The sequence below is a fragment of the Rhodococcus sp. NPDC055024 genome, from assembly GCF_053608585.1.
In genome coordinates, this window is sequence record NZ_JBSGVT010000005.1 from 83,697 (window position 1) to 97,558 (window position 13,862).

Genomic DNA, 13,862 nt, shown 5'->3' on the forward strand with positions numbered 1-13,862 from the left:
CTCAGCCGCAATACTCAGCCGAGCACCACTCCGAACAACGCGCCGGCCGCAATTGTCGTGACGGCCAAAATGATGGTCGGCAGGAAGAACGAGTGGTCGACAAGCTTGGAACCGAGCTTCGTGCTGCCCGAGAGGTCGAAGTTCGCCGCCGCGATCTGCGAACCGTTTGTCGGCAACAGATAGACGCCGGCAAACGCTCCGGCCCACATGCCGCTCACGAGGCCGGGTGCGATCCCGGCTGCGAGACCGATCGGCACAATGGTCCTGGTCGCTGTCGACTGACTGGTCGTCAGCACACAGACCAGGAAAACACCGAGCGCGAAAATCCACGGCGCGGCGTTGACCCAGTCGCCGACGGTGCTCGTGATCAGCTCGGAATGGGCGCTGATGAACGTGTCCGTCAGCCATGCCAGACCGAACAACGCGATGGCCGAGACCATACCGGCACGGAACACTGTCGAGGACGGCACGTCGGCGACATTCGGGCGGCACACCAACAGGATCAACGTACCCACGACGAACATCAGCATCTCGATGATCGGTGTCATCCCCATCGGAGTGCCGTCGGCGGCTTCGGGGCGAATTCCCTTGAACAGACCGAAGATCACGATGGCCAGAACGCCGGCCAGAAAGATCAGTGCCGCGTTTCGTCCGGTCTTCGTCGAGACGAGTTCGGTCTTGGACGCTGCACCCGGTCCGGCCAACTCGCCCGACTTCAACTTCGCCTGTATCTCCGGGTCGTCGTCGAGGTCCTTACCCAGGCGGTTGACCGCGATGGACGAGAGGACGATGCCGACCACGGCCGCCGGGAAGGTGATCTTGATGATGTCGATGAGTTCGAAATCGTAGGGCGCGACGTCGGTGAGTGTGACCATGGCCGCCATCGCCGCTGACACCGGGCTACACGCCAACGCCACGCCGGTGGAGACGACTGACAGCGACAGCGGCCGTGACGGCCGCACCCCGTTCTTGTACGAGACGTCGTAGATGACGGGAAGCAGCGGGTAGAGGATGTTGGACGTACCGGCACCGACCGAGAACAGGAACGACACCAACGGCGCGATCAGCGTGATCTGTTTCGGTCGGGATTCGATCAATTTGGCTGCGATGGTGACCATCCAGTCGATACCACCGGCCGCCTGCATCATCGACGACGCGAGAACGACGGACAGGACGATGAGGAGAGCGTCGACCGGCGGACTGCCGACGTCCTCTCCGAAGACGAACACGAGGACGGCAACACCTGCGCCGCCCCACAGACCGAGAGCGACACCGCTCGATCTGGTACCCATGACAATCGCCCCGAGCACTACCGCCAGCTCGAGGACAATCTTGACTGCTTCCATCAGGCACTCGCCTTCTCGAGGACAAGAGAATCGCTATAACAGGGCAAATAGTATGCTCTGCACTTCGGCCGCGGGCACGAACACGCTGTCGGTGGGAAGGGGCAATATGGTGGTCGTGACCAACGTCCTCGGCAGATTCTCGCCCGCAACCCGCGAGTGGTTCGGCGGTGCCTTCAGCGCTCCCACCGCTGCGCAGCTCGGTGCCTGGGAATCCATCGCGAGCGGCTCTCACACACTTGTCGTCGCACCCACCGGATCAGGCAAGACATTGTCCGCTTTTCTCTGGGCGCTCGATCAGCTCGCAGCCAAGGACGAGGGCGAACGCACCACCAAAGTCCTCTACATTTCGCCGCTCAAAGCGCTGGGTGTCGACGTCGAACGAAACCTTCGCGCACCGCTGGTCGGCATCACACAGACTGCGAAGCGTCTGGGCCTCACTCCGCCCGAGATCACCGTCGGTGTCCGTTCCGGTGACACTTCCCAGGCCGATCGGCGCTCGTTGATCAAGCGGCCTCCGGACATCCTGATCACGACGCCGGAGTCGTTGTTCCTGATGCTCACCTCCGCTGCCCGGGAAACACTGGTCGGCGTCGACACCGTGATCGTCGACGAGGTTCACGCGGTGGCGGGTACCAAGCGGGGCTCACACCTTGCGCTCTCCCTGGAACGTCTGGACGGCTTGCTCGAGCGTCCGGCGCAGCGCATTGGATTGTCGGCCACGGTTCGTCCGCACGAGGAGGTCGGGCGGTTCCTCGCCGGTTCGGCACCCATTCGGATCGTGGCGCCGCCTGCCGCCAAGACCTTCGACCTCACCGTCCGTGTTCCCGTCGAGGACATGACCGAATTGGGAATCGCGACGCCGGCCGACGGTTCCGAATCCCCCACCCCGCAAGCCGGTTCGATCTGGCCCCACGTCGAGGAACAGATCGTCGACCTCGTTCTCGATCACCGATCATCCATCGTGTTCGCCAACTCTCGCCGCCTCGCCGAACGATTGACGGCCAGACTCAACGAAATTCATGCCGAGCGCGCCGGCCTCGTCGTCGACAAGTTGCCACGACCACCCGCGCAGATCGGGGCTCCCACCGAGGTCAACTACGGCGCGGAACCTCTCCTTGCTCGCGCCCACCACGGATCGGTCAGCAAGGACCAGCGCGCCCTCATCGAAGACGACCTCAAATCGGGTCGATTGCGATGCGTCGTCGCCACCAGCAGTCTCGAACTCGGAATCGACATGGGCGCCGTCGACTTGGTCATCCAGGTCGAGGCACCACCTTCGGTTGCCAGCGGCCTGCAACGTGTCGGTCGCGCCGGCCACCAGGTCGGTGAGATATCGCGAGGCGTCGTCTTCCCCAAGCATCGCACCGACCTGATTCATTGCGCGGTGACGGTCGAGCGCATGGTCGAAGGCAAGATCGAAGCGATGGCCGTTCCAGCCAATCCTCTCGACATCCTCGCCCAGCAAACGGTAGCGGCCACCGCCCTCGAACCGATCGACGTCGACGACTGGTTCGAGACCGTGCGCCGAAGCGGTTCCTTTGCAACACTTCCCCGTTCGGCGTACGAGTCGACTCTGGATCTGCTCGCCGGGCGGTACCCCTCGGACGAGTTCGCCGAGTTACGTCCGCGCCTGGTCTGGGATCGTGAGTCCAACACTTTGACGGGCCGCCCGGGTTCGCAGCGTTTGGCCGTCACTTCCGGCGGCGCCATCCCCGACCGCGGCCTCTTCACCGTCTACATGGTGGGCGAGAAAGCATCACGCGTCGGCGAACTCGACGAAGAAATGGTCTACGAGTCCCGGGTCGGCGACGTCTTCGCACTCGGCGCCACCAGTTGGCGGATCGAGGAGATCACCTTCGATCGGGTTCTGGTCAGCCCCGCCTACGGCATGCCGGGTCGTTTGCCCTTCTGGCACGGCGACGGACTCGGCCGCCCTGCCGAACTCGGGCAGGCATTGGGACAGTTCGTCCGCGAGACGGCCCTCGGTAACGAGGCCGACGTCGTCGAGCGTTGCCGAGTCGGCGGGCTCGATCACAACGCCACCACCAACCTGATTCAACTCGTCGGCGAGCAGAAGAATGCCACCGGTCAGGTGCCGTCGGATCGCACGCTGGTGGTCGAGCGTTTCCGCGACGAACTCGGTGACTGGCGTCTGGTGCTGCATTCCCCGTACGGCCAACGGGTTCACGCGCCGTGGGCCCTCGCGATCGGCGCACGCCTCCAGGAACGATACGGCGTCGATTCCAGCCCGACAGCCTCCGACGACGGCATCATCATCCGGCTCCCGGACACCGAGAACGAACCTCCCGGCGCCGAACTGTTCACCTTCGACGTAGAAGACATCGAAGATCTGGTCACCCAGGAGGTGGGCGGCTCCGCGCTGTTCGCTTCCCGATTCCGCGAATGTGCCGCCCGCGCACTACTTCTCCCCCGCCGCAATCCCGGCAAACGTGCACCGCTGTGGCAGCAGCGTCAGCGGTCAGCACAACTGCTGGACGTCGCCCGCAAGTTCCCGACATTCCCGATCCTGCTCGAGACGGTGCGGGAGTGTTTGCAGGACGTCTACGACCTGCCTGCACTGAAGGAACTGTTCGGCAAGATCGAGAAACGGCAGATCCGGATCGTCGAGGTGGAGACGGCCTCGCCGTCTCCGTTCGCGAGTGCGCTCCTGTTCAACTATGTGGGCGCATTCATGTACGAGGGCGACAGCCCCCTCGCCGAGCGACGCGCTGCCGCACTGTCGTTGGACTCCACGCTGTTGGCCGAACTGCTGGGGCGCGTCGAACTGCGCGAGCTACTCGACGCCGGAGTGATCGAGCAGGCCGAAAGTGAGCTGCAACGGCTCGCGCCCGACCGCAAGGCCAAGGATCTCGAGGGTGTTGCCGACCTCCTGCGCATGCTCGGCCCGCTGACCACCGAAGAAGTCACCGAACGCTGTCTCGAGGATCCGGTCTCGTGGCTCGAGAAGTTGGTCGCCGACAAACGTGCCCTACACGTCTCGTATGCGGGTGAGAACTGGTGGACCGTCGTCGAAGACGCCGCGCGCCTTCGCGACGGACTCGGCGTTCCCCTACCGATCGGCGTTCCCGCCGCGTTCATCGAGCCGGTCGACCAACCTCTCGACGATCTCTTGAGCCGTTACGCCCGCACCCACGGCCCCTTCACCCTCGCCGACGCGGCCGCCCGGTTCGGTATCGGTGTTTCTGTCGCACGTGACGTTCTCGGTCGACTCGCACTCGAAAAGCGTGTCCTCGAAGGCGAATTCCGTCCGGCGTCAACCGGAAGCGAATGGTGCGACGCCGAGGTCCTGCGTCGCCTACGCCGCCGCTCGCTCGCTGCTGCGCGCCAAGAGGTCGAGCCGGTCAGTACCGCAACGCTCGGACGATTTCTTCCCGGCTGGCAGCACGTGGGCGGCACGCTTCGCGGAATCGACGGTGTTGCAACGGTGGTCGATCAACTCGCCGGAGTTCCGATTCCGGCGTCGGCTCTCGAATCGTTGATCCTGCCGAGTCGCGTCGCCGACTACTCCCCCGCGATGTTGGACGAACTGACGTCGACGGGTGAAGTCCTGTGGTCCGGATCCGGAGCAATCTCCGGCAAGGACGGGTGGGTAGTGCTGCACCCCGCCGACCTGGCACCGATCACGCTCACTTCACCTGCCGACACCGACGTCTCGGAGTTGCAGAAGCGCATCCTCGACCTGTTGTCCGGCGGCGGTGCCTACTTCTTCCGCCAGTTGGTCGACGCGTTGCGAACTACGGAGTCGGCTGCGGACACGGTCGACAGTGCAGTGACGACGGCACTGTGGGAGTTGGTGTGGCTCGGACACATCGGAAACGACACCGTCGCACCGCTTCGCGCACTTCTCTCCGACACCACCAGAACAAAAACCAGTCACCGATCACCTCGCCGTGTTCCGCGGGCCCGTCCGTACCGCGGAATCGCCCGCGCTTCCACGCCCGCTCGCACCGGACCGGCAACCGCCTCCGGTCGGTGGTTCCAACTGCCAGCCGTCGAACCGGATCCGACCATCCGGGCGCACGCCACGGCCGATCTGTTGCTCGAACGGTACGGCGTGGTCACCCGCGGTTCGGTGATGAGCGAGAACGTGCCGGGCGGCTTCGCGTTGATCTACAAGGTACTGAGCACGTTCGAGGACAACGGTCGCGCTCGACGCGGATACTTCGTGGACACCTTGGGCGGCGCCCAGTTCTCCACGCCTCCCGTGGTGGACCGCTTGCGCACGTTCGGTGATTCCATCGAGGGACGCCACACCTCTTCGGCTGCAGTCACTCTCGCGGCGTGCGATCCGGCAAACCCGTACGGCGCGGCGCTGCCGTGGCCGGCGTCGGGGGGCGAGGAATCCCCTGGGCACCGGCCTGGACGAAAAGCCGGCGCATTGGTAGTTCTGGTGGAGGGTGAGTTGGTTCTGTTCGTCGAGCGCGGCGGTCGCACGATCCTGACATTCACCGACGACGGCGGAACGTTGCGCATGGCAGCACTGTCACTCGCTCAGAAGGTGACTTCTCGCGCTATCGACAAGTTGGTAGTGGAGAAGGTCGACGGAGAGACCATCCACGGCAACGATTTCGCTCCGGTCCTGGTCGAAGCCGGCTTCGCGGCTACCCCTCGCGGATTCCGGTTGCGGTCATGAGGATTGAGGTCATGATGATTGAGGTCATGATGATTGAGATCGTGGCAGTAGAGATCCTGAAGTGTGGGAGCGGCGACCATGCCTGAGGGCGATACCGTGTGGCGGGCTGCCAACGAACTGCGAGCGGCCCTAGCCGAGAAGGTACTCACCACCTGCGACGTCCGCGTTCCTCGTTATGCCACCGTTGATCTGTCGGGCCATCGCGTGGATTCCGTCGCCAGCCGCGGAAAGCATCTCCTGATCCGAGTGGGCGAGGCGTCAATTCACACGCATCTGAAAATGGAAGGTCAGTGGCAGATTTATCGCCCCGGCGAGCGCTGGCGCAGACCCGCCCATCAAGCACGCATCATCTTGGCCACCGAAGACTCTGTAGCAGTGGGCTTTTCACTGGGAATTACCGAGATCCTCGAACTCGGGCAGGAACAAGAGGCTGTCGGGCATCTCGGACCGGACCTGCTCGGGCCCGACTGGGACAGTTCCGTGGCCGCCCAGAATCTTCGCGCTGCAGACTCCGAACCGATCGGAATTGCGCTCCTGGATCAGCGGGTAATGGCCGGGCTGGGCAACGTGTACCGCAACGAGATCTGCTTCCTACGAGGCATTCACCCGAAAACACCGACGCGCCTCGCCGGAAATCTCGACGCGATAGTGGACTTGTCGTTCCGCACCATCAACGTCAACAAGGCGCGTCGCATCCGGGTCACGACCGGCGACACCCGTCCAGGTAGGCAGACATGGGTGTACGGCAGGCGCGGAAAACCGTGCCGCCGATGCGGAACCCGCATCAGAGAAGACACCCTGGGACCGGATCAGCTCACCGAGCGAAATATCTTCTTCTGCCCTGCGTGCCAGCCGTTCACGCCTGATTAGCGTTGATCAGCAGCCTGACGCAGTGGCGGACAAATCGTTCGCGGTCTACCACGATCGTGCCGTCGAGGTAACCGATGAACAGCGTGAACAACGCCCCGACCAGTCCGACTGCCACCAATTGCTTGTCCACCGGATCAGCTATCTCGGACAACTGGTCGTACACCAGATCCACGAACGCCGGCATCGATTCGATACCGCGTCCACTCAAGACAGGTTCGGAGAGCGGAGCGATCAGAAGTACTCGCCCCATCGCCGGATCGTCGACCATGAGCTTGACGAAAGCGTCGACCGCAGCCGTGGCGACGGCCTCGGATGTCGTCTCCGACTCCACTGCCGCGGCAAGCGCCGACTGCGCGCGCTCGGCAACGAATGTGTGGACCGCGACGACGTACTGATCACGATCGGTGAAACTCTCGTAGAAATACCGCTCGGTCAGACCGGCGGCCTTGCAGACCGCACGCACGTTGACGGCCGGACCGTCGACCGCACCGAGCAGTGTCACTCCGACGTCGAACAACGTCGCCTTTCGAGTGGCCCTGCGTTCTTCGATGCTCACAACTTCCCCACTTCGCCGACACTTGTTCTTCGATGCAACCGGAATTCGATTTCAACCGGTATTCGATCCTTGACTACCGCTGTTGTCGATCCTAATCTGACAACATGCGTAGTCAACTTGATGACAGCAGCACCCCGGTTCCTCTCGGTCCGGATTCCCTGACCTGGAAGTATTTCGGCGACTGGCGCGGGATGCTCCAAGGCGTCTGGGCCGGTTCGATGCAGAACATGCATCCAGGGCTCGGCGCCGGTGTCGAGGAGCACTCGCAGTTCTTCGACGAGCGCTGGGAACGGCTGTACCGCTCGCTGTATCCCATTGCGGGCGTGGTTTTCGACGGCGATCGCGCGCAGCAGACAGCCGAAGAAGTCCGCGGATATCACACGCGTATCAAGGGCGTCGACAAGTTGGGGCGCCGATACCACGCCCTCGATCCCGACACCTTCTACTGGGCGCATGCAACGTTCTTCATGGGCACCATCGTCACGGCCGACAACTTCTCCGGTGGCTTGACCGAGGCCCAGAAACGACAGCTCTTCACCGAACACATTCAGTGGTATCGCCTGTACGGAATGAGCATGCGCCCGGTTCCCGAGACCTGGGAAGCATTTCAGGAGTACTGGGACCACATGTGCCGCAACGTACTCGAAGACAACAAGGCAACCCGCGACGTCCTCGACCTGTCCGGCCTCGGAAAACCCCCGTACATGACCTGGCTTCCCGATCCGTTGTGGCGACTCGCGCGGATTCCCCTCGCACGCGGATTCGTGTGGCTGACGGTGGGCATGTACGACCAACCTGTTCGCGACCTTCTCGGTTACTCGTGGAGTAGCCGAGATCAGAGAATTCACACCACTGTCGGCCGAAGCGTCAACGCCGTCTTCCGATTGGTGCCGTGGCGATACCGGTATCAGCCACGCGCTCGCGCAGGATGGGACCGAGCGAGCGGCCGGATCCCCGCCGACGCACCACTGGTCCACACGCCGGCGCGCAATCTGCCCCCGCTCGAACAGCGAGATAATCCGATGCACTACAGCCCGAGGGTCTGATCTGCCATGCTCTGAGCATGGAGTGGGACCTGCGAACCCTGCTGAACCGGCCGATCACGTCTCACGGTTCACCGCTGGGACAAGAACGTGTGGCGGCGAGGACCACCGCGTACATCTACGGCAACATTCTTGTCCTCGCCGCACTCATACCGGTGACGAAATCTCAGGAATCGCTGGGCGCCGCGATCGTGGTCGGCACGGCATTGTCGACGTATATCGCCCACACATTCGCCGAGAGCGTCGGCGAGAGCATTCGCAACGACCGCCGCCTCACCACCGCGGAAAGAATCGACTCGCTTCGCGATTCCGTCCCGATCCTCACCTCCGCGGTTGTTCCTGTCGTCATTCTCGCGACGGCGTGGTTCAACATCCTGGAACCGCGGACGGCGCAGTTGATCGCGGAAATCGTCTTGATCCTGCGCATCGGGTCCACCAGTTACGTGATCAGCCGACTTCACGGTGAGAAAGTCGGTACCAACACACACCTCGCGGCCTTTGCCCTGGCCGCCGTCGCAACTCTGATCGTCGGATTGAAGATAGTGCTCACGCACTGACGAGCCACAAGAGCAAAAGAAGTCAGACCGGTCGTATATAAATAAGACGGGCAATTCGCAGAAACCTAACAATCGGAAATTTCGATGTGCGGTGATCGACGACTAACTCGGCCCACTTCTATCCAGTAGGCAGAGGAGCAGCCCGAAATGACGACACCGCAATCGCCGTATCCCTGGAACAACGACCCCAACCGCACGACACCTCTCCCTCCACCCCCTCCTCCACCACCAGGCGTCACACCTGGTCACGCGCCGTACTCCGGACATCAGCCGGCCTACACTCCGCCACGGCCCGCATACGGTCAAGGCGCCGGGTATTCGCCGATGCCGCCCCGGCCACCGAAGTCGTATGCCTGGCTGTGGGTCCTCCTGGGAGTTGTCACAGTCGCACTCGTTGCCGTCGTGGTTTTCGTATGGGTGCTCCCCCTTGTCCTGAACGACAATTCCGACAAGAACACCGCGCGCACGGAAACCGTGGTGATCACCTCACCTGCGGCCGCGCCACAAAACGGCGTCGTCACACCCGCGCCCAACGAGTCGGTTCCCGCCAACGCAGCGCGTTGTGGATCAGTGTTCTCGAACAGTGAATTCACAACGTCCGCCGTCGGCACCAGCGTGACGTCGTGTGAGTTCGCCGAAGAAGTGCGCTACCAGTATGTGAGCCAGGGCCGACGCGGCGGCCCGGTCTCCATCAGCGCAGTCAGTCCGGTCACGGGAACTCGGTACTCGATGAACTGTGTCGGCACCAAGGTCATCACGTGTACCGGCGGAAACAATGCGGTGGTCTATGTCTATTGAGCAGCGCGTCGGAGCTGGTAGCGGGACGCGCAGACGCCTCCTGGCGGTTGCACTCGCCGCGGTTTCTGCGGCAGCCCTCGCCGGTTGCACGATTCCGACGCGGGCCGAGTCGTCGGAGAAGGTCGAGACGATCACCGAGATCGTTGTCGTTCCACCGGAGCCGACGGAGACGCCCGGCGCCCCGGGAAACGATGTCGGGCCGCTCGCCGGGTTCGACGCCCTGAGCAACACCCTCGGCGGCGCGGTGGGTATCGCCCTCGTTCCGGTCGGCGGCGGTCAGTCACTCGTTGCCGGCGAGTGGCAAAGCGGAGCCGCCTGGTCCACCATCAAAGTCCCACTGTCCATCGCGGCCCTCCATGAAACCGACAACACACAACTCGCCGCGGTCGAACGGGCGGTCACAACCTCCGACAACGAATCAGCCGAGGAACTGTGGCGCGATCTCGGCGATCCGGCAACTGCTGCAGCGAAGGTCGAGTCAGTCCTCGAAGCCTCGGGAGATTCGTCCACTGCTGTGGAATCACGCACGCTACGACCAGAATTCAGCTCGTTCGGCCAGACACAATGGTCGCTTGCCGTCCAAGCACAATTCGCCGCCACCCTGCCCTGCCGGAGCGACGCCGCCGAAGTCTTCGAACTCATGGGCAGCATCAGCCCAGACCAACAGTGGGGATTAGGAGTGATTCCTGCCGCTCGCTTCAAGGGCGGGTGGGGTCCGGACACCGACGGCGGCTATCTGGTACGCCAATTCGGGATCATCAACAGCGGCACCGGACAACTCGCTGTCGCCATCGCAGCCAAGCCGGACTCGGGCACCTTCGCCGACGGTACTGCGATGCTCAACGACATCGGCCGCTGGGTAGGTGAACGAGCGCAGGCGCTACCGATCGGCGGTACCTGCCAACCGAATTGAATGCCTGCCTGTTGAGGGAGGTACTGCCGTTACCCGGCTGAGCAGTCACTCCCGCGGAACCCGGTCCGTCGCTACCGTGGACGACATGAGCATTCCGAGTCTGAAACTGAACAACGGTCTCGACATTCCGGCGTTGGGCTTCGGCGTCTACCAGACACCGCCGGACGAAACAGTCGCCGCCGTCGAGTCCGCGCTGTCGACGGGTTATCGCCATATCGACACTGCTGCGGCCTACGGCAACGAGAAGGGCGTCGGTGAGGCGATCCGGCGATCCGGCCTCGATCGCGACGAGATCTTCGTGGAAACGAAAGTCTGGATCACCGACTACGGATACGACGAGACTCTGCACGCCTTCGACAAGAGCGCAGGCAAGCTCGGTGTCGAACACCTCGACCTCCTCATACTCCACCAAGCCTTGCCGAGCGAGTTCGAACGCACCATCGACGCGTACAAGGCACTGGAAACGCTGCTGGCAGACGGCAAGGTCCGAGCCATCGGAGTCAGTAACTTCATGCCGGACCACCTCACCCGGCTCCTGGGCGCAACGTCCGTCGTGCCGGCGGTCAACCAGATCGAGGTCCATCCGTACTTCAGGCAGTCGGCCTTGCTCGAGGCCGACGCCGATCACGGCATTCTGTCGCAGGCATGGTCACCGATCGGCGGAATCACGTTCTACCGCGACGGGTCCCACGGTTCGACTCTCGAAGACGCCACCATCGGCGCGATCGCGGCCGCTCACGGCAAGTCTCCCGCGCAGGTGATGCTGCGCTGGCACCTTCAGCAAGGCCGACAGGTGATCCCCAAGTCGGTGACTCCCTCGCGCATCGCGGAGAACTTCGACGTGTTCGACTTCGAACTCACAGCCGAAGAACTCTCCGCAATCGACGCACTCGACACCGGAGTGCGCGGCGGTCCCGAGCCCGAGGTCATCACCCGCGAGAAGTTCGGAATCGAGATCCCCGAAGCCTGAACCCGGCAGCCTGAACAACTCAGCAGCCTGAGTGGTTCAGCTGGCGCTCCACCCACCGTCGATGGTGTACGACGCCCCCGTCACCATCGACGCCTCGGTCGACGTCAGCCATCCCACCAGCGATGCAACCTCCGCAGGCTCGACCATCCGTTTGATCGCGCTCTCGGTGAGCATCACCTTCTCGACAACCTCGGATTCACTGATGCCGTGAACCTTTGCCTGGTCGGCAATCTGGGATTGTACGAGGGGTGTCAGGACGTAGCCAGGATTGACGCAGTTGCTGGTGACGCCGTGCGGGGCGCCTTCGAGTGCAACAACTTTCGACAACCCTTCGAGTCCGTGCTTGGCAGTGACGTACGCACTCTTGAATGCCGAAGCACGGAGCCCGTGGACCGAGGAAATGTTCACGATGCGGCCGAAACCGTTGCGGTACATGTACGGCAGAACGGACCGAGCGAGGAGGAACGGCGCTTCGACCATGAGGCGCTGGATCTTCCGGAAGTCTTCGACGTCGAAATCCTCGATGGGACTGACCCGTTGAATACCTGCATTGTTGACAAGGATGTCCGTCTCGAGCGCCAGATCTACGAGTTGGTCGGTGTCGAGGAGATCGACGGCCCATGCGGTGCCGTCGATCTCCTCGGCCAGCGCCTTCGCTGCGACGTCGTCGAGATCAGCGACGGTGACGTGGGCGCCGCGGGCAGCGAGCATCCGTACACAAGCCTCGCCGATCCCACTCGCACCACCGGTGACCAGCGCCGATTTGCCAGAGAGCGTCACGCGGGAACACCGGCCCGCTCGTTGGCGAGAACACGGGCGTCAGCGGCGTCGACGGATTCGAGCGAGATTCCTTTGGTCTCACGCGCGAAAATGACTGCGACGATGGTGACCAGGGAAGCCAGCAGCAGGTAGATCGCGATGGGGACCGAGGAGTGGAACTTGCTCAGTAGTGCTGTTGCGATGATCGGAGCCAACGAGCCGGCGACGATCGAAGTCACCTGATACCCCAGGGAGACACCGGAATAGCGCATCCGGGTCGGGAACATCTCGGCCATGATCGCGGGTTGTCCGGCGTACATGAAGGCATGGAAGACAAGTCCGATGATGATTGCCGACAGGATGACGGCGTTGTGTCCGCTGTTCATCATCGGGAAGGCGAAGAATCCCCACGTTCCGGCTGTGACGGCGCCGATCATGTACACCGGACGTCGACCGATCGTGTCGGACAGCTTGCCTACCAACGGGATCACCGCGAAGTGTACGGCGTGTGCCATCAGCATCCACCAGAGAATGTGCGCCGTGTCCGCATGGACGACGACCTTGAGATAGGTGATCGAGAAGGTCACCACGAGGTAGTACATGACGTTCTCGGCGAAACGCAGGCCCATCGCGGTCAGCACTCCTCGTGGGTAGCGCTTGACCACCTCGAAAACACTGTACGAGGTTGCCTTGACCAGCTCTGCTTCCTTCTGTGCCGCGATGAAAATGGGAGCGTCGGTGACCTTGGTCCGAACGTAGTACCCGACCAGAACGATGACCGCGGAGAGCCAGAAGGCCACGCGCCAACCCCAACTCATGAACGATTCGTCCGAGAGCGTAGACGTCAGGATCAACAGCACAACCGTCGCGACCAGGTTGCCCATCGGCACGCCGGCCTGAGGCCAGGACGACCAGAACCCGCGAGATCGATTCGGGCTGTGCTCGGCGACAAGGAGTACCGCCCCACCCCATTCACCGCCCACTGCAAATCCTTGAATGAAGCGCAGCGTGACCAGTAGTGCCGGTGCCCAGTAACCGATCTGACCGTAGGTGGGCAGACAGCCCATCAGGAATGTCGCGGCACCGACCAGCAGCAAACTGAACTGCAGCAACTGCTTCCGGCCGAACTTGTCTCCGAAGTATCCGAAGACGATACCGCCGAGTGGCCGGGCGGCGAATCCGACGGCGTAGGTGATGAAAGCCGCGATGATCGCATCCAGCTCATTGCCGCCGCCGGGAAAGAAGACCTTGCTGAAGACCAGCGTGGCCGCCGTGCCGTACAGAAAGAACTCGTACCACTCGACCACGGTGCCCGCCATCGAGGCGCCGACCACCTTCTTCAGCCCCGATGGTGGGGCTTCGCTCTCGGGCTTCGGCATGTTGTCGACGCTCATCG

Annotated in this window: 11 protein-coding genes; 7 read left to right on the top strand and 4 right to left on the bottom strand. The window is 62.9% G+C overall.

Annotated features, from left to right (window positions below):
* Window positions 1–14: 14 nt before the first annotated feature.
* Window positions 15–1,346: an anaerobic C4-dicarboxylate transporter family protein gene (locus ACWF6P_RS13245; protein ID WP_378534150.1), complete on the bottom strand. Its 1,332-nt coding sequence runs from the start codon at window positions 1,344–1,346 to the stop codon at window positions 15–17.
* 106 nt (window positions 1,347–1,452) lie between these two features.
* Here ACWF6P_RS13245 and ACWF6P_RS13250 point away from each other — a divergent pair, with 106 nt between their 5' ends.
* Window positions 1,453–6,000, top strand: coding sequence for an ATP-dependent helicase (locus ACWF6P_RS13250; RefSeq protein WP_452621288.1), 4,548 nt, complete (start codon window positions 1,453–1,455; stop codon window positions 5,998–6,000).
* 78 nt (window positions 6,001–6,078) lie between these two features.
* On the top strand, window positions 6,079–6,870 hold the full coding sequence (locus tag ACWF6P_RS13255) for a DNA-formamidopyrimidine glycosylase family protein (RefSeq protein WP_378447666.1): 792 nt from the start codon (window positions 6,079–6,081) through the stop codon (window positions 6,868–6,870).
* Here the strand turns inward: ACWF6P_RS13255 and ACWF6P_RS13260 are convergent.
* Window positions 6,857–7,426 carry a TetR/AcrR family transcriptional regulator gene (locus ACWF6P_RS13260; RefSeq protein WP_378447667.1) on the bottom strand — a complete coding sequence of 190 codons (570 nt, stop codon included), beginning with the start codon at window positions 7,424–7,426 and terminating at the stop codon, window positions 6,857–6,859. The genes ACWF6P_RS13255 and ACWF6P_RS13260 overlap by 14 nt on opposite strands.
* A gap of 104 nt (window positions 7,427–7,530) precedes the next feature.
* Here ACWF6P_RS13260 and ACWF6P_RS13265 point away from each other — a divergent pair, with 104 nt between their 5' ends.
* The 5 genes from ACWF6P_RS13265 to ACWF6P_RS13285 all read left to right on the top strand — a co-directional run bounded on the left by ACWF6P_RS13265 (window position 7,531) and on the right by ACWF6P_RS13285 (window position 11,707).
* Complete coding sequence (locus tag ACWF6P_RS13265) at window positions 7,531–8,472, top strand: oxygenase MpaB family protein (protein ID WP_452621289.1); 942 nt, start codon at window positions 7,531–7,533, stop codon at window positions 8,470–8,472.
* Between the two features lie 17 nt (window positions 8,473–8,489).
* Window positions 8,490–9,026: a hypothetical protein gene (locus ACWF6P_RS13270; RefSeq protein ID WP_378545015.1), complete on the top strand. Its 537-nt coding sequence runs from the start codon at window positions 8,490–8,492 to the stop codon at window positions 9,024–9,026.
* A gap of 147 nt (window positions 9,027–9,173) precedes the next feature.
* A complete protein-coding gene (locus tag ACWF6P_RS13275) occupies window positions 9,174–9,824 on the top strand; it encodes a serine/threonine protein kinase (protein ID WP_452621290.1) in 651 nt (216 codons plus the stop codon).
* Window positions 9,814–10,737 carry a hypothetical protein gene (locus tag ACWF6P_RS13280; RefSeq protein WP_452621291.1) on the top strand — a complete coding sequence of 308 codons (924 nt, stop codon included), beginning with the start codon at window positions 9,814–9,816 and terminating at the stop codon, window positions 10,735–10,737. Before ACWF6P_RS13275 ends, ACWF6P_RS13280 begins: the two co-directional genes overlap by 11 nt.
* 85 nt (window positions 10,738–10,822) lie before the next feature.
* Complete coding sequence (locus ACWF6P_RS13285; protein ID WP_378447672.1) at window positions 10,823–11,707, top strand: aldo/keto reductase; 885 nt, start codon at window positions 10,823–10,825, stop codon at window positions 11,705–11,707.
* Window positions 11,708–11,743: 36 nt separating this feature from the next.
* Here ACWF6P_RS13285 and ACWF6P_RS13290 read toward each other — a convergent pair whose 3' ends face one another.
* Both ACWF6P_RS13290 and ACWF6P_RS13295 read right to left on the bottom strand, forming a co-directional pair.
* Window positions 11,744–12,487, bottom strand: a complete 744-nt coding sequence (locus tag ACWF6P_RS13290) for a 3-hydroxybutyrate dehydrogenase (protein WP_452621292.1) — start codon at window positions 12,485–12,487, stop codon at window positions 11,744–11,746.
* The gene (locus ACWF6P_RS13295) at window positions 12,484–13,860 is read right to left on the bottom strand and encodes an MFS transporter (RefSeq protein ID WP_452621293.1); all 1,377 of its coding nucleotides are present in this window, start codon (window positions 13,858–13,860) and stop codon (window positions 12,484–12,486) included. The genes ACWF6P_RS13290 and ACWF6P_RS13295 overlap by 4 nt, the downstream gene beginning before the upstream one ends.
* Between the last annotated feature and the right edge of the window lie 2 nt (window positions 13,861–13,862).